This window comes from Paenibacillus bovis (assembly GCF_001421015.2).
Classification (GTDB): Bacteria; Bacillota; Bacilli; order Paenibacillales; family Paenibacillaceae; genus Saccharibacillus; species Saccharibacillus bovis.
The window spans coordinates 1535089-1560661 of sequence record NZ_CP013023.1 but is presented as its reverse complement, the minus strand read 5'-3'; the positions used below and the strand labels follow the sequence as shown (position 1 = coordinate 1560661).

The 25573-nt window shown below is 48.6% G+C and carries 21 protein-coding genes; 5 read left to right on the top strand and 16 right to left on the bottom strand.

What is annotated here, in order from left to right:
- Positions 1-188: 188 nt before the first annotated feature.
- Positions 189-2201 (bottom strand): PTS system trehalose-specific EIIBC component, encoded by a 2013-nt coding sequence (gene treP, locus AR543_RS06690; protein ID WP_060532897.1) that lies wholly within the window; start codon positions 2199-2201, stop codon positions 189-191.
- A 741-nt stretch (positions 2202-2942) separates the two neighbouring features.
- A complete protein-coding gene (locus AR543_RS06685; RefSeq protein WP_060532895.1) occupies positions 2943-3365 on the bottom strand; it encodes a MarR family winged helix-turn-helix transcriptional regulator in 423 nt (140 codons plus the stop codon).
- Positions 3366-3718: 353 nt separating this feature from the next.
- Here AR543_RS06685 and AR543_RS06680 point away from each other — a divergent pair, with 353 nt between their 5' ends.
- Positions 3719-5224 carry an MFS transporter gene (locus AR543_RS06680; protein ID WP_060532893.1) on the top strand — a complete coding sequence of 502 codons (1506 nt, stop codon included), beginning with the start codon at positions 3719-3721 and terminating at the stop codon, positions 5222-5224.
- A 181-nt stretch (positions 5225-5405) separates the two neighbouring features.
- Here the strand turns inward: AR543_RS06680 and AR543_RS06675 are convergent, their stop codons facing one another.
- The 7 genes from AR543_RS06675 to AR543_RS06645 form a co-directional block, all read right to left on the bottom strand.
- The gene (locus AR543_RS06675; protein ID WP_060532891.1) at positions 5406-6659 is read right to left on the bottom strand and encodes a hypothetical protein; all 1254 of its coding nucleotides are present in this window, start codon (positions 6657-6659) and stop codon (positions 5406-5408) included.
- Positions 6660-6841: 182 nt separating this feature from the next.
- Entirely contained in the window at positions 6842-7705 is an 864-nt protein-coding gene (locus AR543_RS06670; RefSeq protein ID WP_060532889.1) for a DUF4261 domain-containing protein, read from the bottom strand.
- Between the two features lie 268 nt (positions 7706-7973).
- Complete coding sequence (locus tag AR543_RS06665; protein ID WP_060532887.1) at positions 7974-8498, bottom strand: hypothetical protein; 525 nt, start codon at positions 8496-8498, stop codon at positions 7974-7976.
- A 266-nt stretch (positions 8499-8764) separates the two neighbouring features.
- Complete coding sequence (locus AR543_RS06660; RefSeq protein ID WP_060532885.1) at positions 8765-8947, bottom strand: hypothetical protein; 183 nt, start codon at positions 8945-8947, stop codon at positions 8765-8767.
- Positions 8948-9048: 101 nt separating this feature from the next.
- Positions 9049-10008 (bottom strand): MraY family glycosyltransferase, encoded by a 960-nt coding sequence (locus tag AR543_RS06655; protein WP_060532883.1) that lies wholly within the window; start codon positions 10006-10008, stop codon positions 9049-9051.
- A 329-nt stretch (positions 10009-10337) separates the two neighbouring features.
- Entirely contained in the window at positions 10338-10601 is a 264-nt protein-coding gene (locus AR543_RS06650; RefSeq protein WP_060532881.1) for a NifU N-terminal domain-containing protein, read from the bottom strand.
- Positions 10602-10681: 80 nt separating this feature from the next.
- Positions 10682-11179: a HEAT repeat domain-containing protein gene (locus tag AR543_RS06645; protein WP_060532879.1), complete on the bottom strand. Its 498-nt coding sequence runs from the start codon at positions 11177-11179 to the stop codon at positions 10682-10684.
- Between the two features lie 253 nt (positions 11180-11432).
- Between AR543_RS06645 and AR543_RS06640 the strand changes: the two genes are divergently transcribed.
- Positions 11433-13739, top strand: coding sequence for an Mpv17/PMP22 family protein (locus AR543_RS06640; protein WP_060532877.1), 2307 nt, complete (start codon positions 11433-11435; stop codon positions 13737-13739).
- A 50-nt stretch (positions 13740-13789) separates the two neighbouring features.
- Positions 13790-14323: a hypothetical protein gene (locus AR543_RS06635; protein ID WP_060532875.1), complete on the top strand. Its 534-nt coding sequence runs from the start codon at positions 13790-13792 to the stop codon at positions 14321-14323.
- Here the strand turns inward: AR543_RS06635 and AR543_RS06630 are convergent.
- The 7 genes from AR543_RS06630 to AR543_RS06595 all read right to left on the bottom strand — a co-directional run bounded on the left by AR543_RS06630 (position 14316) and on the right by AR543_RS06595 (position 22300).
- Complete coding sequence (locus AR543_RS06630; RefSeq protein WP_060532873.1) at positions 14316-14930, bottom strand: DUF6707 family protein; 615 nt, start codon at positions 14928-14930, stop codon at positions 14316-14318. The two genes, AR543_RS06635 and AR543_RS06630, sit on opposite strands and share 8 nt — an antisense overlap.
- Positions 14931-15116: 186 nt before the next feature.
- Positions 15117-15953, bottom strand: a complete 837-nt coding sequence (locus tag AR543_RS06625; protein WP_060532871.1) for a MurR/RpiR family transcriptional regulator — start codon at positions 15951-15953, stop codon at positions 15117-15119.
- Positions 15954-16197: 244 nt separating this feature from the next.
- Complete coding sequence (locus AR543_RS06620; RefSeq protein WP_060532868.1) at positions 16198-16968, bottom strand: PHP-associated domain-containing protein; 771 nt, start codon at positions 16966-16968, stop codon at positions 16198-16200.
- 84 nt (positions 16969-17052) lie between these two features.
- Positions 17053-18195, bottom strand: coding sequence for an ABC transporter ATP-binding protein (locus tag AR543_RS06615; RefSeq protein WP_060532867.1), 1143 nt, complete (start codon positions 18193-18195; stop codon positions 17053-17055).
- Position 18196: 1 nt separating this feature from the next.
- A complete protein-coding gene (locus AR543_RS06610) occupies positions 18197-20035 on the bottom strand; it encodes an ABC transporter permease (protein WP_060532865.1) in 1839 nt (612 codons plus the stop codon).
- Positions 20036-20144: 109 nt separating this feature from the next.
- A complete protein-coding gene (locus AR543_RS06605; RefSeq protein WP_060532863.1) occupies positions 20145-21326 on the bottom strand; it encodes an ABC transporter substrate-binding protein in 1182 nt (393 codons plus the stop codon).
- A 392-nt stretch (positions 21327-21718) separates the two neighbouring features.
- Positions 21719-22300: a bifunctional transcriptional activator/DNA repair enzyme AdaA gene (locus AR543_RS06595; protein WP_060536672.1), complete on the bottom strand. Its 582-nt coding sequence runs from the start codon at positions 22298-22300 to the stop codon at positions 21719-21721.
- A gap of 273 nt (positions 22301-22573) precedes the next feature.
- Here AR543_RS06595 and AR543_RS06590 point away from each other — a divergent pair, with 273 nt between their 5' ends.
- Both AR543_RS06590 and AR543_RS06585 read left to right on the top strand, forming a co-directional pair.
- Positions 22574-24280: a methyl-accepting chemotaxis protein gene (locus AR543_RS06590; RefSeq protein WP_227871848.1), complete on the top strand. Its 1707-nt coding sequence runs from the start codon at positions 22574-22576 to the stop codon at positions 24278-24280.
- A 27-nt stretch (positions 24281-24307) separates the two neighbouring features.
- A complete protein-coding gene (locus AR543_RS06585; RefSeq protein ID WP_060532857.1) occupies positions 24308-25363 on the top strand; it encodes a sugar ABC transporter substrate-binding protein in 1056 nt (351 codons plus the stop codon).
- Positions 25364-25573: the final 210 nt, after the last annotated feature.

Here is a 25573-nt window from a genome sequence, read left to right as displayed (position 1 = left end):
ATACAGCCATCTTATATGAAGGCTATACAGCTTGTCAATGAATTTTAGGATTTTTTTGTGACTTTTGAATTATAATAACTAAGCCAAAAGATTCAAAAATACTCTATAAAAAGAAAAGGACGCCTCTGAAAGCGCGCCTTTTAGACTATATCGGATGATTTTCACTTTGATACGTAGCCGATCCTTACTTATCCATTCAAATGAATCTTCATTGCCGTATAGTTCAGATCCGATGCTTCACCCGGCAGTTCTTCTACCGACTGCACCATATCCTGACCATCCATTACAATCACCGGTGTAATCACTGGATAACCGGCTTTGCGGATCAGATCACGGTCGAACTCCATCAGCAGCTGTCCCTGCTCTACATCCTGCTCCTGCTCTACCCGCAGTGTAAACCCTTCGCCTTTGAGCGAGACGGTGTCTACGCCTACATGAATCAGAATCTGTACACCGGACGCGTGTTCCATAATCAGTGCATGCTTGCTGTTCATCATAATATGAATGACTTTGCCGCTGAACGGTGCATAGATCTTGCCTTCCGACGGCTCTACTGCAATGCCCTGTCCCATCTGCCGCTCGGCAAAAGCAGGATCAGGTACAGATTCAAGCGGTACCACTTTTCCCTGAACCGGTGTCATGACTTCCAGCACTGTCAGGTCGGAAGCAGCAGCCTGTCCGGTTGATGCAGCGGCAGATGACGCTGCTCCTCCGGTTGGACTTTTGGCTGTTGTACCTGCAGCCGGAATTGTACTATTATTATCACTGTCATCCGGTGCTGCATTTTGCTGACGCTTGTTCATAAAACGGCCGTACAGTACGGTCAATGTGAAAGGAACGACCAGTACAATCGCCATCCCGATAAAGAATACACCCCAGTTTTCCGGGAAAATGGACAGGAAGCCGGGAATCCCGCCGACACCAACCGATGAAGCCATAACTCCATTGATCGATACGAGCACACCGGCAATCGCCGAGCTGATCATCCCGAATACGAACGGGTATTTATAACGAATATTAACACCGAAAATCGCAGGCTCGGTCACCCCGAGAAAAGCGGATACCGAAGACGTTACAGCCAGACCTTTGACTTTTTTATCCTTGAGCACGAGCAACATCGCCAGTGCACCTGCACCCTGGGCGATATTGGACAGTGCCAGCATCGGCCAGAGGAAAGTCCCGCCCTGTGCCCCGATCAGCTGTACATCAATCGCCAGGAAGGTATGATGCATTCCGGTAATAACGAGCGGCGCATACAGTCCGCCATAGATCAATCCACCAAGAGCCGGTGCAAGATTAAACACATAGATCAGTCCTGTTGTAATCGCATTACCAATCGCAAAGGTCACCGGTCCGATAACGGTGAAGGCCAGGAAGCCTGTTACCAGCAAGGTGATCGGCGCAACCAGCAACAGCTTGAAAGCATCCGGTATTTTCTCATTCAGGAATTTCTCGATCTTGGCCAGTACATAAGCGGATACGAGTACAGGCAGTACCTGTCCCTGGTAACCGATCTTATTTACTTCCCAGCCAAATAGATTCCACACTGGTACAGTTCCTTCGGTTACCGCTTTGGCATAATTATTGGCATTCAGCAGATCCGGATGAACGAGAATCAGCCCGAGTACCACACCCAGCAGCGGATTCCCGCCAAACCTCGTGACTGCCGACCAACCGATCAACGCTGGCAGGAACGTAAACGCCGTACTCGCAATCGTATTGATAATAGAGGCAAAGTCGGTCCACTGCGGATACACTTCCACCAGTGATTTGCCGGTAAAGAAAATCCCTGGGCCAGTCAGGATATTGTTAATCCCGAGCAGCAGACCCGCAGTAACAATCGCCGGCAGCAAGGGGATAAAAATATCCGATAGCGTCTTGATCGCACGCTGGAGCGGGTTTTGCTTTTTGCTGGCGGCACGCTTTACATCATCTTTGGAAGCGCGACTCGCACCTGTAATCGCTATCAACTCATCGTAAACGGTATTAACTACACCCGGCCCAATAACGATCTGATACTGTCCACCGGTCGAGAACTGGCCTTTGACCAGATCGTTCTGATCGAGTGCATCCTTATCGACCAGATCTTCATCATGCAGGGCAAAACGAAGACGGGTTACGCAGTGTGATGCCGTATCGATATTATCTTTGCCGCCAATCGCAGTGATAATATCCTCTACCTGTTTTCTGTCGACTGCCATGTATTTCACTCCTTTGTAAACTGCATAGAATCTGTGTATTCTGCCATGTTGCTTATGTGTAGTTATGACATGGTGCTCAGCATGTATGCTGCCAACGGGATATGCAGCGGTGAAACGTTATCCTGATCTTGCTTACTACAGCCGTACTGCTTGCTCATATTCGGGCATCACTTCCTTCCTGATCGCTGCCTTTCTACAGAGCGGAGACTCCTACGTAGTGAAGACCCTTGCTACCGATCATCCTTTTCTGTCTTCCAGCAAATGTATTCAACACGCCAGATTGGATGTTCCTGTTACTTATGGGTAGAATGGCCATTATTAGGTACTTACCACATTCCTGCTGCTGCCGACTCAATTCATTTGAATTTGCATCTTGATCGTTAATTAGGATCAGCTGGATTATCTCCTGCTGAATGTCTCCTCTAGATCAGAATAAAGTTGCGCTTTCAAGCTGCAAATCGTTTTACTCAGAAAATAAACCGGTATAAAGAACGTAATACCCGTTCGGATTCCAGTTTGAGTTTGGAGTTCGGTTTGGATCATACTTATCCTTTTCTGCTTGGATATTCAGTTCATTTAGTGAAGGTTTATTTCCCTGGATACGGGGGTTGGATACGAGAGCATCACAAAAAGACAGCCCCGAAAAGGCTGTCTGATCCATCATATATTCGGAATGGCTTACTCGTAAAATATCATCCGTGTAGAAAAGGTATGCTGCATCTACAGACAGCGGTGTTTCACCTATTCATTGTTGCTGTGATAGATTTTGTTGAGCAGCTGCCAGAGCTGTTCCTTTTCCTCTGCCGACAGGCTTCGGGTGAGCTGTGCATTGGCATCCTGCAGAATCTCGTGCAGCATCGGCTCAAATGCTTTTGCCCGTTCGGTCGGGTACAGCAGATAGGCACGGCGATCATTGGGATCCGTGCGCCGCTCGATATAGCCAGCTTCCTCCAGCTGTCGCACCGAGCGAGCTGTCGTAGCCTTGTCGAACTTGAGATCGGTGGTCAGCTGATCCTGATTGACACCAGGTCTTTGTAAAATGGCTTTGAGATAACTATGATGCCCGCCACTGCCAATATCGTATTCTTTGAAGCTGCGAGCCAGATTTTTCTGGTTAAGACGATTAATATAGGAGATTAGCTTGCCGATTGAATCTCTTTTCATGCCTGTGCACCTACTCCAGCCGGATTGAATCCGGTTAATGTATTCCAGTACCGTCTTGCCTATAGCTGCGGAGAACTGAAAATAGCCCATACTATTCCCGGGCCGGCTATAATCACTGTCCAAACCGATTAATTCGCCGGAAGATGGATATATTAATTTTAACGGAATTCCATGATGATGTGTATACAAAGTACAAGTACTCGTTATCGGAAAAATAAATTAGTTGCGTCAGCAACTATACGGTTATATACTCGACTTGTTCTATTCGCTACAGCGACTTGGGTAATATAGATATCCAGTCTCATATTCGGCTTTCAACAGCACTTATTTTATAACAGACGGGGTGTTAACTATTGACTGATTCCTCTCCACGCCAGACCTATCAGGATGACCCGGATATTCAGCGCAGACGCTGGATCATCCTGATTGTGATGAATTTGTTTACCTTTATGTCTACTCTGGATGGAAGTATCGTGAATATCGCGCTGCCCACCATCTCTCATTCGCTGGGACTGCCGGTCGCACAGACGGAATGGGTAACTACCATTTATCTGATGGCGATCTGTGCCGCCATTTTATTTTTCGGCAAGCTCGGAGACAGTATAGGAAAAATCAAAATTTTCAAATTAGGCATGCTGGTGTTCCTGATCGGATCGTTGCTGTGCGGATTCAGTAACAGCCTGGGCTTTCTGCTGATTTCACGTGTGATTCAGGCGATTGGTGCATCGATGACTATGGCGAACAGCCAGGGCATTGTAACCGATATTTTCCCGCCGACTGAACGCGGCAAAGCACTCGGACTGGTCGGTACATTTGTATCGCTGGGCAGTATCGCCGGTCCCAGTCTGGGAGGCGTCATATTATCTGCGCTCGGCTGGCAGTCGATCTTCTGGGTCAACGTGCCGATTGGCGTAATCGCTATTGCTTTTGGCTGGAAAATGCTGCCGCCGGATATGGTAAAAACCGGCGCATCTATCGACAAGGCAGGGACAGGGCTGTTTACCGGCTTTATTCTGTTTCTGTTCGCGGGTCTGCTGCTGGGACAGCAGCTGGGTTATGGCGACGTGCGCATTGTCGGCTCGCTTATCCTCGCCGCTGTACTGCTTGGTGTATTTCTATGGGTGGAATCGCGCAAGCAGGAGCCACTGCTGAAGCTGGGACTGTTCCGTAATCCGCTATTTTCACTCGGTATTCTGTGCGGATTTCTCGTATTTGTATCGAATTTTTGCTTTAATATTATCGCTCCTTTTTATACGCAGAGCATTTTGAATCTATCGCCGTTTCAAGCCGGATTTTTGCTGATGCTGTTTCCGATTATGATGGTTATTATTGCTCCACTGAGCGGCGCGTTGTCCGACCGGATCGGCTCGGAGATTCTTACTTTTGCCGGATTGATCATGATGGTTATTGCACAGTTTGGACTGGCACGACTGCATGAAGGCAGCCCAATCCCGATCGTCGGTACATGGGTAGCCATGCTGGGGATTGGTACCGGTATGTTCCAGTCACCGAATAATTCGCTGATCATGTCCCGCATTGCCAAAACACAGCTAGGGATTGCCGGCAGTGTGAATTCGCTCATCCGCAATATCGGGATGGTCGTCGGCATTACAGTAGCTACCAGCACATTATTTGGCGTTATGAGCAGGGAAGCCGGCTACCGGGTCACCGGATTGATCCCGGGTCGTCCGGATATTTTCCTCGCGGGGATGCATATTGTTTTTGTAGTCTCGGCGAGCATTTGCCTGATAGCGGCTCTGCTGACCGGCTGGCGTATGCTGCATTCTCGTCATAGTACAGAAGAAGATTCGGATAAGTCCAAACAACGCATGAATGCGAGCCGAGCAGACGGGAAATAAATGCTTTTGCATGTATACGGTAAGTGTTATCAGCGGTGTACATGGATTATACGCAGATTCTATCTTCTATAAAATAAAAAGAGCAATGGCCGATGATCTATTCGGCGCATTGCTCTTTTGCAATTTTCACTTCTATTCAAGCGGGTCATACATGTAAATCATGATCGACGATGCCTGCTTATCAGCCTTTGATACGAATAGCGGCAATGACGCTATTCTTTGTATCGTAAACAGCTAATTGCTGCTTGCCCAGCCAGGCAACGCGCGGCTTTTCGCCTTGATATTGTAATTCAGCTAGCCACTTCATTGTTTGGGCATCGGCAATGCGTGTCGTCTGACCCTCGAAGTAAATTTCTTTTGCTGCTAAATTGATCGTTCCATTTCCAGCCAACGGATGGGTTTCTTTTCCCTGATCATTCAGGAAAAATACTTTATTGGAGCTTTTATGAACAGCCATGAGATGATTTCCTTTTTCATAATAAGGGAAATCAGGACCCGTAATTGCATGTTGCCACTGTTTTTTGCCTTTGGCATCATACTTGGTTAATCGGCATGCATATCCTTTTGGGGTCGGCATCCCGCTTTCAACCGCTACCGATAGATCCGGCAGCAAATACACGAATAATGAATAATCTTTATTAACAATTGATTTTTTAAAAGTAGCATTTCCCTTGTGATCCTGCACACTCAGCGTGTAACGCAAAGCATTCCCGTCTGTAACCACGATATGATCTGCCTCTGCATCCCATACCGTTCCGGAAAGGGTACGTGTGTTGAGCAGTTTACCCGCTGGATCAAAGTAACGAAGGGTTGATTTATTGTTTATAGCATAGGATACTACTAACTGATTGTTATTCATTAACCAGTAGTCCCATAACATAAAAGTAGAAGCGGCTGGATGAGGCTGTTTGATCGTTCTTGTCATCTTGCCTGTTTTCTCGTTAATCGTATGTAGATAAAACGTATCCTTATCTTCTCCAGCTACAAACATCTCTCCATTGGATTCCACACCATACACACCATCATGAGGACGCTCATTCTGAATAACCGTTTCCCACACTTTTTTGCCGTTTTTGACCTGAATAGATGCTATTCTGAATCCCTGACGTTTATCTTTAACGGATGCAAAAAATTCATCCTCCGTTTGGTACATAATAATAAGATGTTCTCCCGAGCGATCAGGCGACATCGAATGAATAGAGAAAAAATCCTTGGAGTCTTTGGCAAATTGAACCTGATAACTCGCCGTGTTCAGTTTCCCTTTGGGATCAGCAATTTTTACCGCTTTGATAGATTGCCCAAGTACTGCTTGAGGGGATAAAGACTCTGACCCTACTATATTGCTCTGTTCCGCGTGCATAATCGTTGAATTCATAGAGATTACAAGACTCAAAATTAATGCTGTACCTATTAAACGTCCTATCCATTTTACCATTGTACTGCTCCTTCACTTTTATTAATGCATTTCATTATAACGGCTAATACATAGCTCAAATCATTATTTGATATCAAAAAGACCGTATTATCCATTGTCGGATAAAACGGTCTTTTGGGTATACAGTCAGACGCTGCATCTATAATGCGGCCGCCTGTACTGTACTTCAAACAAACGCTGTATTAATACCCGATCTTCATACTATACCCTTCCATCGCCACTGCCGGAGAACGGGTCAGCTGCAGCTTGTGATCCGCTGTGAAGCCGATGGTCTCGCCATCGCGGAACGTTACGTCGCTGCCTACTACATAACTCACAATATTGAGTGTAAACTCAAATACATCCGCCATCTCTTCACTGGAATCCACTATCTCGATCTCGTCTTTGCCAAAATGCTTCAACCCTACCGTGTATGAAGAACTACCACCGTCTTCGCTCCGGTACAGACCGAGGAATACCCACAACTGGACAGGCAGTTCCTGATCCTGGAGCATCCGTGCGCTCTCGATATAGGATTCCGCCGACATAACCATAGGCGGAGCATAGTAGGCAATCGCATTATCCAGCTTCAGCACACTGCTCGTGATCTGTGTAAATAATGCATGACCGATCAGCGGATCAGTGATGCCCATAACGGTAATAATCACATGCGCCTGATGCGTAGCAACGACCTGCTCTGCTTCCGGCCATAATACATTGTATTTGCAGTTGGACTCCACTTCCTGATCGGGGATCGGTCCCGGCATATAGGCTACCGCAATATTCATATCACCCAGTTCAAACACCATATTCATATCCGCTTCCAGTCCATCTACCTGAATGCCCCAGTCGGTCTGCATCGTGCGCACAAGCTGCTCTGCATCATATTCGGTACTGTTCAGCAGTGCAAATCCGAGCAGCATACTCGCCGGTTCGGGAGTGTTATTGGCCGGATCGACGACGGCTTCTGGCGTATTAGTAGCCTGCACTTCTACATCTGTCCGATGACGATTCTCCTGCTGCACCGGCTCTTTCTTTTTTTTACGAAACATATCAAAAATCCCCATGATTCAACGCTCCTTATTTTCAAATGATATATGTATTCTTCTGCTGTTCGCGTATAGCTGCACTTTTCCCATATCTCTGTGCTTCTTTTACCAGTTTAACAGCAAAGGAAGCATTTTCCTACCATGCCAAAAAGCCTTTCCGCAGAAAGGCTTTGGCTGGCTGTATCATTTTCATTCCCTGTAATGACCTGTACCGATTAACGGCTGCTGATTATTAAACGAAAAGCTGTTGTGTTTTACATCCAGGCTTCTGTCTATACCAGTGATCCTACCAGCGTGGAGCGTAGGAGAATCGCTCTACCAGCGGTTTGCCTTCATATACCGGGAACATATCCGAATACCATTTTATTGTATTCAGACGGGTACGCAGTTTGACCACATCCGGAATCTTCTCATCGTATACCATCATGTAGATTCGGAACAACCATCTTCCTTCTTTATCCCTTTCCCAGTCAAAATCATAAAATACAACATCGCGCCCAGTCTCTGCTTTGATGATAGCAGGCAGTGTATTGACCAATGTCTGTCCGTGGGTAAGTTTGGGATCATCCACAAACCCAAAGCCATCCTCCACATTCAGCAGCATCGTGTAATAATAGTAGTAACGCCATTCTGAAGGCGCTACAGCCGGCGTATTTACACCTGGCGCAGTCTCTGGTGACATCGCTGGCAGATCCGGAGTCGCATATACATCGGAAGATACAGTGTTTTCCGTAGCAGCTCTTGTAGGTGAAGGCATAATCAACAGAAACAGAAGCATCATGGACAACAGACAAAGCGTTGCTTTTCTCATAAATTCCCTCCTGAATATATAATGTTGATACCCGTTAATGCCGCAGCATATTTATGTATGATCATGCTGAACTCAGGCAGAATGCTGCATTGTTGACCTTATTCCTGCAGTCCGCTGAATACGAAATAATAGACTACCTGCCAATCTTCCTCCTTTCGTTATATTCTTATTCCACAATACCTTATTTACTAAATTATGTATATATTGTAATTTATAACAAAGTAAATTTATAAGAAAATAATAATGTTGTAAAAACTGACGCGGCATCACGTGAAAGCTGTTGTTCCGCGTACCTGCAAATCTAAAATTGCTGGATGGATCTCTGAGTTATACCGGTTTTTGAAATTATGTTCTTTTACGCTCGCTTCTGTATACATTTTTGTTCCTTCTCCTGTCTCTGTTAGCTTCTCTGTTTCTGTTCTTACTTCTACTTCTACTACTTTGTCCATCTTGCTTCTATCCCTGTTTCTATTTTGCACAACAAAAAAGCTTCTTCACCGGGAAGAAGCTTTGGGACTGTATGGTCAATTCTGCTGTACAGCAATCCATGCTACACCGGCAGCAATACCAGAATAATCGAGGACAAGCTCAGGCAGGCGCTGATCAGACACAGTACGAGCAGTACCTGCTGCTGATTCAGACCGCTCGACAGCAGCCGGTAATGAATCTGCGTCGCATCGGCTTCGTAGATCGGCTTGCCATTGATCATGCGTTTGATCACTACGAAGATATTATCAAAAATCGGCACGCCCAGCGCCAAAATCGGAACAAACAGCGACAGCAATGTCGCCTGCTTGAATGCGCCATCCAGTGCAATAATCGCCAGAACAAATCCGAGGAAGGTGGCTCCCGAGTCGCCCATGTATACTTTGGCTGGCGGCTTGTTGTAGCGCAGGTAAGCCAGTCCGACTCCGACCAGACTAATCGCCATTACAGCCGATCCGCCCTGTCCCTGAGTCATCGCCACGATAAACAGGGTGACTGCCGAGATCGTCGCCAGGCTGCCTGCCAGACCATCCATTCCGTCGCTAAAGTTGATGACAGTCGTCACGCCAAAAATCCAGAGCAGTGTCAGTACGAGCTGCAGCCAATCCGGCAGCAGAATGTATTGATCATTAAAAGGGTTCGAGAACCCGGAAAAGCGAATCCCTGCCATATAAATAATGAGTGCGGCAGCCAGCTGTACGATCATTTTCGGCAGTGCCGGAAATTCACGGCGGCTTACCTTATACCAGTCATCGATCAAGCCGATCCCCAGTACAAGCAGTGATCCTGCCATAACAGCTGTCATTTTCCACAGACCCGCGTCCATAAATAATATGTACGAGATTGCGAATCCGCCAAACAAAGCGATTCCCGCCATCAGCGGTACAGGTTCCCTGTGCAGCTTGCGCTCGCTATCCGGTCTTGGTTTATCTACAAAATCGAGCCGGATCGCCCACTTGCGCAGCAGGGGAATCGTGATCAGCACAAACACAAACGACACAACAAAAGCAGCAATGTATGGCATAGTTCCTCCTTATGATCGGTATGTGATTGGATACATCTCTGTCGCTATCCTTTTCCGGGTGATCCTGCTGATGTCACGGTGCGAAAGATTTCAGTTAAGATAACATATACGCCTAAACCAATATCATTACAATAGCGGCAAAACTGATATTTTTGTCATAATTGGTTGTTACTACAGGACGCATACATATGGATAGCTGTATTCCCTCCCGTTCCCCTGTATCCTTCGGATTCAAGCACAAAAAACCGGCGCTCCTGCAGGAGGCCGGTTTCAGGGTGAAGCTATAGGTTATAACAGAGCCATCCTTACGGTATAAATACCAATCGGAATTACGCTTCTTCGAAAATTTGCTCTACCTGCGGCATGATCTCATCCCAGCTTGCATCGGGCAGTTTGCTGACCGTTACAAAGTCACGCATACCGAAAATATTATCCACACCATCGATATTAACGAGTGCCTGTGCAATTGCATGATCCGTGCTGTCGCCAGCTTTGACGGAAGTACTGCCTGTTCCTTCGAAAATGGCACGATCTGCATTGATTTTGACGGAATTCGGGTTAGGAGTCGTCTGAACATTAATTTGAATAGCCATGGTTAAGCTCCTTTACAAAGGGAATAGTATATACAAAGCAGCAGTGCTGCCTGCTTTTGGCAATGTGTATTCAGTTCTTCCTATTTCTCTGTGCGTGTGTTGGGCTTGGGTGTTTTTTTGGGATTGCGAGTGAGATCCAGGGATTCCCATCTGCCGCGCAGCCAGTTGTCGAACTCTTCACCTTTTTCGCCTTCATAGGCATTGTAGATATCAGCACGCATTTTGTTCAGCTTGTCTTTGAAATCTTCGTACGTATGCTCACGCGGCAGACTTTTTTTGATACGGATCAGTGTCTTGGTCATATGATTGAACAGCTCGGTATTATGACGCTCCGGCAGTTGTACATCCTGACCGAGTGCTTGCAGCTGCTTGTGGGCTTCTGCGCGTACTGCTGTTACCGGATCATTGTTCATCAGATGCAGCAGCAGATCAATAACCGGTGGCTGATCATATTGTCCAAGCTCCTGTGCAGCATGCAGACGCTGCTGCCAATCTGCTGTACGATGGGCTGCTTTTTTCAGTTCATTATAATTCTCGGGCAGTTCGTATTGTGTATTGGAATGGTCTTCATTTGTCAAAATATTCAGGTCTCCTCTGTACTTCTTTGTACGGACATGTTCTTATCCAGCTTCTATACTAACATATATATAACCGCACCGCTCCCGTAATATACAATCTATGTTCCGAATCGGTCAAATTCCCTGTTATCCCTACTTCTTGGGGACGCTTTAGCAAGATGACTGGCAGGTATGTTACATTTATAGGGACGTTTATAACGAATAAGTACATAACATATTACCCGATATTTCACTTTATCCGAGGAGAATGTAAATGAAAAAAGTATTTTCCGCTGCAACCCGTCTTATTTTTCTGTTTCCGGTTATTTTACTCAGTGTGATGGTATGGAGAGATTACACAGGACAGCTCAACGAGGCTCCTGCCAGTGCACGGATTGATCAGATAAAGGATATTTTTTTCGCTGATCAGGGCCATACGGTTATCGGAGTTACTGCTAAGTCGGGGAACGATCCTCTTGGCGCTTATACATATGATGCAGACAGTCACCACTACAAAAGCACATTTCAGCTCCCATCCGATGTATTCAAGCAGACGGCTGCCAGTTACCAGGGGAATGATCTAATCCTCGCTGTCAAAGACGATAACAAGAAATTGCAGGCGTATCGTATTAGCAGCACAGATCAGACTCCGCAGCAGATCTACAATCATTCCAGCACGATCGATGACTATCTGGAATGGTCTACCCGCGAGTGGCGTGGACGTCTGATCTTTTTTCATGTTTCGGCTGACCCGGCTCCGAATGCATTTTTTGCGCAGATCCATAATGGACAGCTGCATTACATCGATCTGAATGACGGCTCTTATTTCAAGGGACAGCGTCCAACCACAATTACCGATACCTCCAGTGTGTGGGATGAACCGGGCATGATCCCCATGTTCGAAGTCACTCTCGCCGATAAGACGAAGGCCTATATCAGCGGCATACTGGATGATAACAACCAACTGGATGTGTATTACCATCCTGAACGGGACGAGCCTTTTGATGCTGAAGACCATGCACAGGCGCAGTTCCGCAAGCACTTTGGAGGTTCTACGTCTACCCATCTGGCTGTAGAAACCGATTATCCGGAACAGGTATATGCATACAATAATAACGATGACAAAATCCGTCTGCTGTCCACACCCAAACCGGTCTATGCTGCCCGTATGTTCCTGCTGAACGATGAGGAAGTACTAATCGCCGGATCAACAACCAAAGACCCGGTCAAAGGTATCCGCACCGGTTACATCTATAACGAGCAGTCCCGTCAATTCACCGATGTTACCAAGCTGCTTGGCTCTCTGGGAGCCGATGATCTGACCAGCCATGATCTGCATTTCTATAAGCCATCTGGTCAATCGCTCCTGTATTATTCCTATGCAGATCATTCTGCCGGTATGATCGATACCGGTAAAGGAAGCGTCAACCTGCTAACTACAGATGAAGTAACCAGCTGGCAGCAAAATACTGCACTGACAGCCGATGATCGGCGTCCTTCTGTACAGGCTTTTATCAGCTATGTGAAGGAATGGAATGCTCTGGTTATCAACTGGCTGGTCTGGCTGGTCATTACAGTTATTATGTTCCTGGTCGTGCCTGTACTGATCAAGATTCTGTCTTTGCGAAGACGCAAACAACTAGAGCAGGGCATACTGCTGCAAGCCAGAATATTGTCCATGGAAGAAACCGGTACCCGTATCAATGATCAGCCGCTGATCCGTTTCGTGGTAGGGTTTACTTATCAAGGACGCAGCGAACAGACCGAGATTCGTCAGGTTGTCTCTTATCTGCATATGCCAAAAAGCGGCGATCCGGTCATGATCAGCTACAATCCGGTGACCGGCAAGGCCCTGTTCGTGACCGAAAATGACAAGCAACACAACAATCTGCCCTCTGATGAACCGGAGACGATTCCATCTGCCATGTTGCGGAAAATCGACAGCTACGGACCGGTTAACCGTGGAGAAGCATTGCTGCTTCATTTCGAAGCTGCAGGCCAGTCCTACCGGGTACCTGTTGTTCAATCACCGGGGTTCCTTTACCGGATAGGCGATATCGCCACCCTGCTCCATATTGGCGGGACGACTCGTATGTTCAGCCATGGGGAATCGACTGTGTATCGCCAACAGGATCATACCGCGCTGCAAGGGCGGCTGATCCATTTGCAAAAGTATCCGGTTCATATCGATGGCCGCCAGCTCATGCTGCTGGAGCTGGTCACGGAAAGTGCACATGGTAGTGTGACCCGTCTGAACAGTCAATTTGTTCCCCAGCGTATGATCGAAGGACTACAGCTGGGTATTCAGATTCCGGTCAGCGTCAAACTCGCGGAATATGAACGGGAAGCGGAACTGTTGCGCGGTCGCCAGGGCAGTGCGATTGTACGCTCCGTGCAGTTCCGCGGGACGACCGGCGAGCGGCCGCTTGCTACGATCATCGCTGAGCGCAAAGGGATAGACTACCGGATCGAGCAGTCGATTGAGCCGCTCTACGGGGTAATGGAAGGTGACGAGCTGTGGATTGCCTATAATGAGCAAAGACGCGAAGCCGTCATTGTAAAATATGCTTCGGTGGAATAACAGAACGTGAAACCTCACTATCCCGGTACAAGACAGGAGGAAATGCCCTTATGCAGTCGGTATCGCAATTGCTCGACCAGTACAAAATCCGATTTCCTGCACGTATGGAAGAGAAGGTACAGGAACTGGTAGCTACAGGCATGATCGAAATGGAAGCACGAAGCCATATCCGGCTGAAAATCGCGCCCGGAATCATGGTAGATCATCTCCCGACATTGGACAGGGAAGTACAGCAGCCTATCAGTTCCCAGCTACGGGAGCGATTCAGCTACGCCGGTAGCTGGCAGGATCTGGGCGAGCATCTGCTGGACCCTGTACAGATGAGCGAGCTTATGCATCGGTCGCATTTTCGCGAATGGATTACAGGGATGCGGGAGCATCGGCAAGATAGTGCTCCCGCCCTTTATCCGGATAACCAGCTGTCTGTCCTGTCGGTGATAAGTGAACAGGATGGAGATTATACCCTGCTGATCTGGCCGGAGGAACCGGCCGAACCGCAGGTGTGGCGTTATCAAGGTCAGCAGGAGCAGCAGTTCAATGATCTGGCGGACTGGCTGCGCTGGATGAACGGGATTGCTACTTGAACGGATCCAGCTCTGTCACTCCATGCTGTTGTGCAATTTCGCGTATGCGCGCCTGCTGCGCGGCAGCTTCACGGGAAGCCTGTTCTGCCGGATATTCCGCAGAACCGCCCAGAATAGCCAGCTTGCTCAGTTCCATCAGATGCAGCAGTCGATAGTTGGCTTCGGTGATATCTTCTTTATTTTGAACAGCCTGTTCGATAGCTTCAGGGTGCAGGGTCTCTCCTCTCAGGAAGCGGCCATGCACCTTTTGTTTGATTTGTACGACCGAATCTTCTCCTGTCTGTACAGCCTGCTCGACAGCCGACACGACCTGCTGGCGAACAGCATCCTCCTGCTCGGTTCCGGCTGCCAGTTCCGCCTGCAGAATCAGGGCATATTCGATCCATGTCCAGTAATCATAATTGTTTTCAAAAGGAACTGCCGTCAAAGGTTCGATAAGCTGGCGGGCGACTGCAGTTTCACCGGTTGCATACAGCAGCCAGCCCAGTCGGACACAGGTCTCCAGCTCGCCTTTGACCGTGCGTCGGGATCGGACTGGCGTACGGGACAGATACTCGGCAGCTTCGTTGTTGTCATGGATAGTGGACAGTGCTTCTTTGAGCTTCATCGGATAGGGATTCCTCCTCGCAAAATGAAAAAGACATGCTTGCTGTATCCATTATACAGGAGCATGCCTCTACCGGAAGAGCGCCTTGCCGGACGCGCTATTACGCTGTCGGGATTCGTTCTTACACTTCTTTTATTAAATTTATTCGTTGATACGGGTAGATCCGATACCTGTCCTATCGATACATCACACCTGCTTGGGCAGCCATTTGCCGTACTGCTGACGCAATCGGTGCAGTTCCTCGCTGCGGTGAAGAGCCTGTTGTTCCTGCGATTTGCCTACCGCTACGATCAGTGTCTCCAACAGTACAAGCGGCGCTGCCATAGAATGAAATTCCCATACCTCGCCTCTGGCCGTATACAGAGCCACGTCTGCTTTGCCCCTCATATCACTGACCGCAAGATCCGTCACCAGAATGGTACGGCAGCCGGCTTCCCGCGCATAATCGAGCAGGGAAGCTAGTTCCGGCGATTCCGATACAAATCCGAACAGTACCACGGCATCGCCCGGCTGCATATGGATAAAAGACTCCAATAATTCATGACCGCCATAGTCCATCGTACGTACATTATTGCCAAACCGGGTTAGCCGGAATTCCAGCAGCATCGCCAGTGATCGGGCAGAACCGGGACCATATATATGCACCGTATTCGCTTCTACCAGAAATTCTACCGCACGGTCGAACTCTTCCTGTTCCAGGCGATCTGCTGTCTGCTCCAAATAAGCAGTCGTATCCATCATTTGGGCAGAGGCACTGCCCTGCTCTTCCATACGGTCAAATGCCGATTGCAGCTTGCGGGAGGGGGAGACCAATCCTTCTTCCTTGACCCTGTGCTTGAATTCTTTGAGATTGCGGCATTCGATCTCCGCCCAGAAACGGGAGACAGTCGAGACGCTGACCTTGCAGGCTGCGGCAATATCCTCTTCTACCATAAAAGGAATACCTTCGATATTTTTGATAATATAGTCGGCTACCCGCTGATGACTGCGGGACAGCCTGTCACTGGCAAATGTAAGTTCCATGGTGCAAACCTCTGCTTTCTGTCCATAATCAATCTGTCATCTCGCGATCTATCTATCTATCTATCTATCTATCTATCTATCTATCTATCTATCTATCTATCTATCATCTGCTTGTATCGCTGCAATACCCACTATCTGTGCGATACGAGGAGGTTAGTTAATACGTAGGCGTACCTGCTGATGATGCAGAATGCTGTACAGACTGCTGCCTGAAATAAGGCACAGCCTCTACAGCATCTTTTGCTTAGTTCGGTGAGTCGGTTACTTCGACTTTTTTCTTGAGCAGCTTTTTCACAGCATTGGCAGCGCGTACCTGCAGGTGCAGCGAAGGGGAAATGGTACGACGGCAGAGCCCATCCTGAATCGCCTGGCGAATATCCGCTACGGTCTCGTATGTACCCGGCAGCTCGTTGAATACGCAGCCTACCTGGAACATCTGGTGTGCATCACTGCCGGCAACGACAGGCACCTGATGCTGCTCGCCTAGTGTGAGTACTTTGGCGATATTTTCCTGAATACCGATCTCATGCAGATCCTTGCCGTTCAGATCAAACGCATCGAACCGGCGCAGCAGCTCCGGCGCTACATGATACAGATGATTGGATTCACGGAACGGATGACCTCCGATCACCATGAGTCCTGCTGGATGACACAGATCGAATAATCCTTCCAGCGGGATAAAGTGATCCGGCGACGTGTAACTTTCCAGCGCCTGACGTACATTCAATAGCGCATCCTTCGGTCCACTCACCAGAATATGTCCACCTTCTGCTACGTCTACTTCCATGCCTGTGAAAATACGGAAGCCATCGCGGTTATAATAATGCCCATTGCATGGCAAATGCTGATCGAGTGTACCATATACTTCGTCAAATCGACGGGTATTAAAATGTTCAGTCAGAATGATCGCATCCAGACCGTGCATTTTGGCTTCATCCAGAATCGTATAGAAATGCTCTATCGAGAAGTCTGTTTTTTTGGACAGTTTGGCATGAATATGAAAATCGATTTTCATTATAAATTCCTCCATAAGTTAAACAGGATTGGTAGATCGTTCACTATTACCCGGCAGCCGGAGATGTGGTATTGCATGGATCAATCAGGCGCGGATCATTTCCCGGGCAGGTACACTGGGACGCACCCGATCCAGCAGGATACCGCTGTCCCGGTTATACAGATTCATATGTTCAGGATTCAGCGTGATATATACCGTTTCTCCGCAGCTGTACTCGGCATCTCCGAGTACACGGGCACTCAGTTCGCTGCCATCGGTCATTAGCTTCACCAGCGTCTCGGCGCCTGCCGGGAATACCGCTTCAACTACACAGGGCACCGATTGCGGAGCGTAACTACGATGCAGCTGGATATGCTCCGGCTTGATCGTCAGGATGACCGGCATCGTCTCGGTAAGCGTGATTCCCTCCAGTGGAAAAGAACAGACCGGCGAACTCAGGTATATTCTTCCGCCATCCGCCGCAATCAGTTCGGCAGGCAGATGATTCGTATCCATCCCCCCATTGCCGAAGAAATCGGCAACCTGCAGCGTAGCCGGACGCTGATACAATGTCTGCGGACGATCCAGCTGCACAATCTCCCCTTCAAAAAATACAGCGATCCGGGTCGAGAGAGTCAATGCTTCCTGCTGATCATGGGTTACGTAGATAATCGTCGCTCCCAGTTCCCGATGCAACCGCTTGAGTTCGGCTCTCATCTCGACGCGCAGCCGGGCATCCAGATTGGACAATGGCTCATCCAGCAGCAGCACCTCCGGCTCGGTAACAATCGCCCGGGCAATGGCTACACGCTGTTGCTGTCCACCGGATAGCTCGCCTGGATAACGCTCAGCCAGATCAGCGATCCGTACCTTGGTCAATGCGGCTGTGACTTTCTCGCGAATCTCGGCTTTGGACTGCCGGCGTACCTGCAGACCGAAGGCTACATTCTCATAGACCGACATATGCGGCCACAGGGCATAGCTCTGGAATACCAGACTAAGTCCGCGCTTGGCGGGGTCCATATGATAGGCAGTCTCTCCATTGGCCACTTCCTTGCCATTCAGTACAATCGTGCCGCCATCTGCTTTTTGCAGACCGGCAATCGTACGCAGCAGTGTCGTCTTGCCGCAGCCCGATGGACCGAGAAAGGTCATAAAGTCTCCCTGCTCAATCGTCAGGTCGATGCCTTTCAGTATAGGTTTGCGACCCATATTCACCTGGATTCCCTGCAGTTCAATTGCATTCATCTTATTGCCCTCCTATCCCTGTGGTCAAATCCGCCTTGCCGTATTTGGTCGCCAGATAATATACCAGAATCACTATCGCGATCATGATCATCAGCACCACGTTGGTCAATTGGGTATAACCCTTTTCCACATATTCAAATGTTAATGTCGTCAGTGTCTCTGTCCGCGGCGTGACCAGCATGATGATCAATTCGGTCTCCTTCATTGCTCCGATAAACACAAGCAAAAAGGCGGACAGCAGACTTTTACGGTTCAGCGGCAGCAGAATCCGGCGGAACCGCGTCCACCAGGAAGCTCCACTGATCTGGGCCGATTCTTCCAGTTCACCGCCAATCTGCATAACTGATGCGCTGCCTGCCTTGACGGTAAAAGGAAGCTCTTTGACGACCGTAATCAGAATAATCAGCCAGACCGTGCCATACAGCGCAGGTACGATAAAATGCGGCTTGGCGAACATCGTAATATAAATGGCCGACAGTGAAATCCCCGGAATCAGATACGGGAAAAAGGATACCTGATCCACCATGCGGCCGATCCATGTCTGCTTGCCTCTGGCAGCTACATAGCCGAGGATCAGACCGACTACCGCAGCAATCACTGATGAAATAGCCGCAATCCAGAGCGAGTTGCGCAGTGCCAGCAGGAAAATCGGATTCTGCAGTACACCCTTTTCACCGGAATTAATACCGCTTATCGAACCGCCAAGCCAGTAATGCAAGGTCCAGTTATCGGCTGTGTAGACGCCCTCACGCAGCATGAATGTCTGCACCAGCAGAATCAGCAGTGGTACAACCGATACCAGAGTCATCAGCACCACTGTGACAGCCGCCATCGGTCGACGTAGCCGGCCCAGCGGCATCAATGTCTTGTGGCTGTCCTTGCCAGTGACCGTGACGAAGCTGCGCTGACGACCGACAATCCGGTGGTTCATATAGATCATCAGCATCGAGATCAGCATCAGCATCAGACTGAGCACATGTGCTTCGGTCGTCAGCCGAGCCCGCATACTGGAATAGAGCATCGTCGAGATCATATAGAAATCAACCGGTGTACCCAGTATCGCCGGTACACCATACGAGCTGATCGCACGAGTAAACGTCAGGATAAATCCTGACAGAATCGCCGGCAGCATTAGCGGAAAGACGATCCGGCGCAAAATGCGCGCACGGCCTGCTCCGCTCATACTGGCGGCTTCCTCCAGCTGGCTATTCATCGAGCTAAGCGCAGCACCAACCAGCAGGAAAAAGTACACACTGTCATGAATCGACAGCGAAGCCACAATCGGTACAAATCCATACGCCAGCCAGTCCGGCGTACTCATATGAGTGAGCGACTGTAGAATCCCCGGAGTCCCGCCGATTTTTTCGTTTTTGAAAAAAGTCAGCCAGGCTTGTGCAATAACCCAGGAGGGCAGCAGATACGGAATCACTGCGAGAAAAGTAATTCCTTTTTTGAAAGGCAGATCTGTACGGGTCACTAGCCAGGCGAGTCCGCAGCCAAGCACCATGGATATAAATGATACGGTAACAGCTACCGCCGAAGCGTGCAGAATCGGCTTGTAAAACAGGGATGGACTAATCTCGCTCGCCAGTACTCGCTGCCAGTGATAAAACGTAAAGTGCCCCGGATTGGCTGCTGCGGTAATCCGCATATCCTGCTGCTTCCAGACAAAAGTCGCGATCAGAATCTCGATGACCGGCCAGATAATTGTATACGCAAGGAACAATAGGCCGATCGTTCCGATCAGGTTCACCGGATTGCGCAGCCAGCCCGTCACCTGATTCCACAGACGGCTACGGTTTCGTTTTAGGGAGATGGGCTGTAATGATTTGCTGGACATCCGGCTCCCCTCCTTTTTGAGTTATTTGATGTGGATAGAAGTTGAAGCATAGAAGCTGCCCCAGAGTCAGAATCACATTCCTGCGCGCTGCAGCTTCCACAGACTACGATTATTTTTGCTGAATCCAGAAATCGCGTACTTTGGGCGAAGTCATGTACAGCGTATCCGCGTCATAATCCCACAGGTTCAGCTGCTCAAACCCAACCGGATTCTTGGTCTTCACATCCGAGCGTGGTACCCACGATCCGACTTCGTTAAAGGCTGCCAGGCCTTCGCCCTTGCCATCCTGCTCGCCCATCATCCAGCGGATAAACAGCTTGCCTGCTGCCTGATGCGGTGCTTTGTTCGCAATATACAGATAGCCGGAATCAGCTACCGAGGTTTTCGGCTGAATATCATAGATCGGCTTCACATCCCAGCCATTCTCCTCGACTTTGGATACATCGCCGGAGACAGCAATCCCGACAGCACCACTGGCTGTTTTACCGATCGCATCGAGTACATCATCACTGCCTTTGAGTACAGTCAATCCATTGGCGAACAGCTGACGGATAAACTCGTAACCGGCATTTTCCGTGCCGTTCAATTGAATATCTTTGCCGAACTTCTGCTTGTAGGCGGCTGCCATATCATCGCTATGTATGACCATCGTGGTGAACAGATCCATAAATGCCGGAGAGCTGAGCGGATCGGCGACATAGACTTTGTTTTTGAATTCCGGTGTCGTCAGATCCCACCAGTTGGTCACAGGGGTCTTTTTGTAATAATCCGTGTTGTAAAAGATTGTCCGGAACTCAGCATAGTTGGCATAACCCGGTGCCTTGGTACGGTAGGGCTCGTCTACCTTGGGTGCGATATCATCAGGCAGATATTTGAGATAGCGTCCCTGCTCAACCATTTCCTTGCCGACAGCGCCGCTCACTTCCTTGGTAATAATCACATCGGGATTGAACTGTCCGGCATCCTGTTCATTGGTGACCTTGTCCATCATCTCGTCCGATTTCACCTTGCTGACTTCCACTTTGACGCCCGGATACTTTTTCATAAAAGTCTCGGCAGCATCATTGGCCCGGCCAGAGGTAGAGTATACGACTACCTTGCCTTCCTGCTTGGCCTGGGTGTAGAGCTGGTCTACCGTTTCATTCGTTGTCACTGCCTGAACATTCTGTCCGTTCGCTGCTGCCTCGGTTCCCGCATTGCCGCAGGCTGATAACATCAAGGCAGGCACGAGCAGCAGAGACAGCAGGCCTGCAGGTTTGATCCATTTGGGGTTCATCGATCCGTTGTTCATAAATTCCTCCTGGAATAATGATAAATGGCATCCTCCGGCATCGCTGTTCTGCAGCTGCCGCGTGCGCCGCTTTCTTTATTCATATTAGGGACGAAGTGTAAGCAGATGATTAACGAAGATGACTATTTTGGTAAAAAATTATCTTTTTATGTATTTATGATATTTTTTTATCAAAAACAAAAAATGCCTGTACGCTTCTCTTGAAGAGAAAAGTACAGGCATCTATCACGAATCATTCTCGATGGTCTTATCGCTAACTGCGTAGGATGGTATACGGTCGTCTATACAATTTTGTTTTTTAGTGAGTGCTATCATGTAATTAGAGTACGGTTGATATCCTCAAGGCTGTGCCAATCATTTGATTCAATCACTTCGTTGAAAGCAGCTTCCTTTTATCTAACGGACTTCTTCGTGGAATGCATATGCAGCCGGTAAGCCTTGGGAGTAAGTCCGTATTTCTTTTTGAACAAAGTAGCCAGATAAGCTGGATTCGGCATTCCTACTTCTATCCCGATACGGGAGATGGTTTTGTCTGTTTCCCGAAGCAACTCTGCCGCTTTGCGCAGACGTATAGATTGAAGATATCCGGTTGGTGAACAGCCACGGATTTCCTTGAACGAACGCTGCAAATGAAACGGACTCAGATTCGAAGCTTGCGACAGTTCTTCGAGATTCAGTTTCTCTGCATACCTCTGTTCGATCAGTGCAGCGATGCCTTGCACCCATTCCTGACGCGGTGGCTGCAGTTGATCCGGCTGGCATCGCTTGCAGGCATGAAAGCCGGCTGAAATTGCTTCCGTACCCTGTCGGAAGACTCTGACATTCTCGCGATTGGGTCTGCGCGATCTGCAAGATGGTCGACAGAAAATACCGGTAGTGCGAACAGCATAAAAGAACACACCATCATAAGCAGCATTATTTTGGATAATTGCCTGCCAGTAGTCTTCCGTCAATTCAAGACCATGATCGTTCAGCATACAGCACCTCATCTTTCTCTTTTTATACTTCTATAATACGCGATTTATACTACTTAGAAATATACTCAACCTATTTATGAACAATAGGTGTCCACAGGGAAAAGCAGGCTTCTAGCGGCTTTTTTCTTCTTTTTGTGCAAACGCTGCCTTTTATTTAACCTACTTACTCTTTTATAGCTTACTTAGGTATTTAGTTCCTGCATCTTTTGACCGATATAGGTGAAGTAGTAACATTCTATGTCAAGTCTCGTCAGAGCAGGGGGAGTCCGTTTGAGTACACATTGGAAATGGAGCAATTTGAAGATCGGCATGAAGTACATGCTCGTTTTCGCTCTCGTATCGGTCATCTTTTTATCATCTGTAGCAGCTACCTATACCGTACTGCAGACAGCTAGGAATACGATGGAGACATCCAGCATGAAGAGCTGGGGCGCCATGAGTATCTCTGAGCTGCTGTCGTTGTACAACCAGAAATATAATCATATTCCGGAATACATTCTGCTATCCGATGATCGTATTTTATCAAACTATCTGGATGACAGTATGAAATTCGCAGCGATTGCCAAACAAACCAAAACGCTGCTGAGTCCAGAGCAAATGCAGACCTTTAATCAGATTCTGGAGAACAATGACAAGCTGGATCAGTATTTCTTCAGCACAATTGTTCCCAACGTACAAAATATTAATACTCAGAGCTTCGGCAAGCTGCAGACCGATGCCGAAAAATTAAAGTCACAAACGATGGAAGCCGGCAATCAGCTAAAAGAAGTCGCCAGCCGTGAGAGCGGGCTGTCGATTGAGCAGACCAAAGCAGGCATGACCAGCACTGTTACGCTACTGATCGTATCCGGCCTCGCATCTATCCTGATCGGCTTTATCCTCATGTACCTGATCAGCCGCAAAGTAAACAAAGAATTGAACAAAGTCGTTCAAGCCAGTGACCGAATCGCAGAAGGTCAGCTGAACAATGAACCGCTCGTCTATACAGGCAATGACGAGATCGGCATGCTGTCCGATTCCATTAATCGCATGGGCACTTCCCTGCAGAACATGATCCGCGAAGTACAGATACTGGCAGGCGAAATGGATACGCACGGAACGTCCTTGTCCGATGTATCCGGTAGAGTGAAAGAAAACAGCGAGCAGATCGCGATTACTATCGAGGAACTCGCTTCCGGCGCCAGCAGCCAGGCTACCGAAACAGCCGATATTGCCGAGAGCACACAGCAGTTCAGCGGACGGCTGGATCGTGCGCGTGCACACAGCGAAGAACTGGTTACTTTCTCCGGTGAAGCGCTGAATGCGTCTGTCAAAGGCGATCATCAGATGAAAGCTTCCCTGGAGCAGATGAATGTTATCAACCACGTCATGAACCGCTCGGTGGACAAAGTCGCCAGTCTGGAAGCCAAGACACACTCGATCACCGAGATTACCGATGTGATCAAATCGATCGCCAAGCAGACCAATCTGCTGGCACTGAATGCTTCGATTGAAGCTGCACGTGCAGGAGAAGCCGGCAAAGGATTCGCTGTCGTTGCCGGAGAAATCCGCAAATTGTCCGAAGAAGTATCCCGTTCCGTCGAAGATATTACCGGCGTGATCAGCGATATCCAGCAGCAGTCCACTATCATGTCCGAAGAGCTAAAACAGGGCTACGCCGAAGTGACTGCCGGTACAGAGAAGATCGAGATCACCGGACAATATTTCGCCGAAATCAAGCAGTATATTGAAGATATGACCGGACGCGTTACGGCGATCTCCGACACGGTGCAGCATGCACAGGGCGCGAGCAATCAGATCAATGAAGCGGTCAACAACAGCGCAGCCATTTCCGAAGAATCCGCTGCCGGTGCCCAGCAAATCTCGGCTTCCGTACACGAGCAGAGAGCTTCTATCGACCATATTTCCAGCAGCGTCTATCAGCTCAAGGAAATGGTCGAACGAATGAATACCATGATCGGACGCTTCCATCTGTAGACGAAGCCGATATCGGGAGGATACCAAATGAAGAACACCAAAATACTGCTCGGCATCATGCTGCTGGCGACCACTGTACTCGCTACAGCCTGTGGCCCGGCACCCGCTGCTACTACCGCGGATGCGACCAAAGTCAAACTAACACCGGATGACAAGCCTTATGTGGGCTTTGTACTGGATACACTCAAAGAAGAACGCTGGTACAAAGACAAAGCCCTGTTTGAGAAAGCAATCCAGGATCAGGGCGGCCATGTCAAAACGCTCGCAGCCAACGGACTGGATGATGTGCAGGTCAAGCAGGCTGAACTGCTGATTCAGGAAGGCGTCGATGTACTCGTTGTTGTACCGCATGATGCCGAGAAATCCGCTGCTATCGTCGAGAAAGCCCATGCTGCCGGCGTCAAAGTGCTTTCTTATGACCGCCTGATCAAAAACGCCGATGTGGATTATTATGTGTCTTTTGATAATGAAAAAGTCGGTGTGATGCAGGCACAGGAAATCGTCAAACGTCAGCCAACCGGCAACTACGCCTACATTGGCGGTGCCGAGACCGATAACAATGCCGTACTGTTCCGTCAGGGAGCGATGAGCGTACTGAAACCGCTGATCGACAAAGGCAATATCCGTCTCGTCTACGATAAATATACCGAAGGCTGGGACCCGGCAACTGCCGAGAAAAATATGGCTTCTGCACTTCAGCAAAACGGCAACAAGATTAATGCAGTCGTCGCTGCCAACGATGGAACAGCAGGCGGTGTCATCAACGCCCTCCAGGCTGCCGGAGTAAGCGGAGTTCCTGTATCCGGACAGGATGCCGAACTCGCCGGTGTACAGCGCGTCGCCAAAGGCACGCAGGCCATGACCATTTACAAGCCAATCACAGCTATTGCCAAGCAAGCCGCCGATATGGCGCTGCAAATAGCTAAAGGCACCGCGATCCAGACGACCAGTAAGGTCAATAACGGTAAAATCGATGTCCCTGCAATCCTGCTGGAGCCTACAGCTGTGACCAAGGACAACATCCGCGATACGGTTGTTAAGGATGACTATCTCAAAGAAGCAGATATTTACGGAGCGAAATAATAACTTTATTGGTCTGATCAAAAGGAATACGACCATCAAAAAGCCGGAGACTGCATATGCAGCTTCCGGCTTTTTAATTATTTATAATTGCATCATTTAACCTATTGATTTGGTATATGGCTCTTCTGTTTAGACCTGTTTAATAATTAGATTTCAGTCCTGCCCCAATCCTTCAACTCTGCTGTTTAACCTTGAGAACAAACTCTGCTC

Bases quoted from the DNA above. Each gene is read 5' to 3' on its own strand.
- AR543_RS06670 (WP_060532889.1), bottom strand. From the start codon at position 7,705: ATGGGGATTTTTGATATGTTTCGTAAAAAAAAGAAAGAGCCGGTGCAG.
- AR543_RS06620 (WP_060532868.1), bottom strand. From the start codon at position 16,968: ATGAAAATCGATTTTCATATTCATGCCAAACTGTCCAAAAAAACAGAC.
- AR543_RS06630 (WP_060532873.1), bottom strand. From the start codon at position 14,930: ATGAAGCTCAAAGAAGCACTGTCCACTATCCATGACAACAACGAAGCT.
- AR543_RS06605 (WP_060532863.1), bottom strand. From the start codon at position 21,326: ATGAACAACGGATCGATGAACCCCAAATGGATCAAACCTGCAGGCCTG.
- AR543_RS06685 (WP_060532895.1), bottom strand. From the start codon at position 3,365: ATGAAAAGAGATTCAATCGGCAAGCTAATCTCCTATATTAATCGTCTT.
- AR543_RS06660 (WP_060532885.1), bottom strand. From the start codon at position 8,947: ATGGACAAAGTAGTAGAAGTAGAAGTAAGAACAGAAACAGAGAAGCTA.
- AR543_RS06665 (WP_060532887.1), bottom strand. From the start codon at position 8,498: ATGAGAAAAGCAACGCTTTGTCTGTTGTCCATGATGCTTCTGTTTCTG.
- treP (WP_060532897.1), bottom strand. From the start codon at position 2,201: ATGGCAGTCGACAGAAAACAGGTAGAGGATATTATCACTGCGATTGGC.
- AR543_RS06615 (WP_060532867.1), bottom strand. From the start codon at position 18,195: ATGAATGCAATTGAACTGCAGGGAATCCAGGTGAATATGGGTCGCAAA.
- AR543_RS06650 (WP_060532881.1), bottom strand. From the start codon at position 10,601: ATGGCTATTCAAATTAATGTTCAGACGACTCCTAACCCGAATTCCGTC.
- AR543_RS06675 (WP_060532891.1), bottom strand. From the start codon at position 6,659: ATGGTAAAATGGATAGGACGTTTAATAGGTACAGCATTAATTTTGAGT.
- AR543_RS06625 (WP_060532871.1), bottom strand. From the start codon at position 15,953: ATGGAACTTACATTTGCCAGTGACAGGCTGTCCCGCAGTCATCAGCGG.
- AR543_RS06635 (WP_060532875.1), top strand. From the start codon at position 13,790: ATGCAGTCGGTATCGCAATTGCTCGACCAGTACAAAATCCGATTTCCT.
- AR543_RS06655 (WP_060532883.1), bottom strand. From the start codon at position 10,008: ATGCCATACATTGCTGCTTTTGTTGTGTCGTTTGTGTTTGTGCTGATC.
- AR543_RS06640 (WP_060532877.1), top strand. From the start codon at position 11,433: ATGAAAAAAGTATTTTCCGCTGCAACCCGTCTTATTTTTCTGTTTCCG.
- AR543_RS06585 (WP_060532857.1), top strand. From the start codon at position 24,308: ATGAAGAACACCAAAATACTGCTCGGCATCATGCTGCTGGCGACCACT.
- AR543_RS06610 (WP_060532865.1), bottom strand. From the start codon at position 20,035: ATGTCCAGCAAATCATTACAGCCCATCTCCCTAAAACGAAACCGTAGC.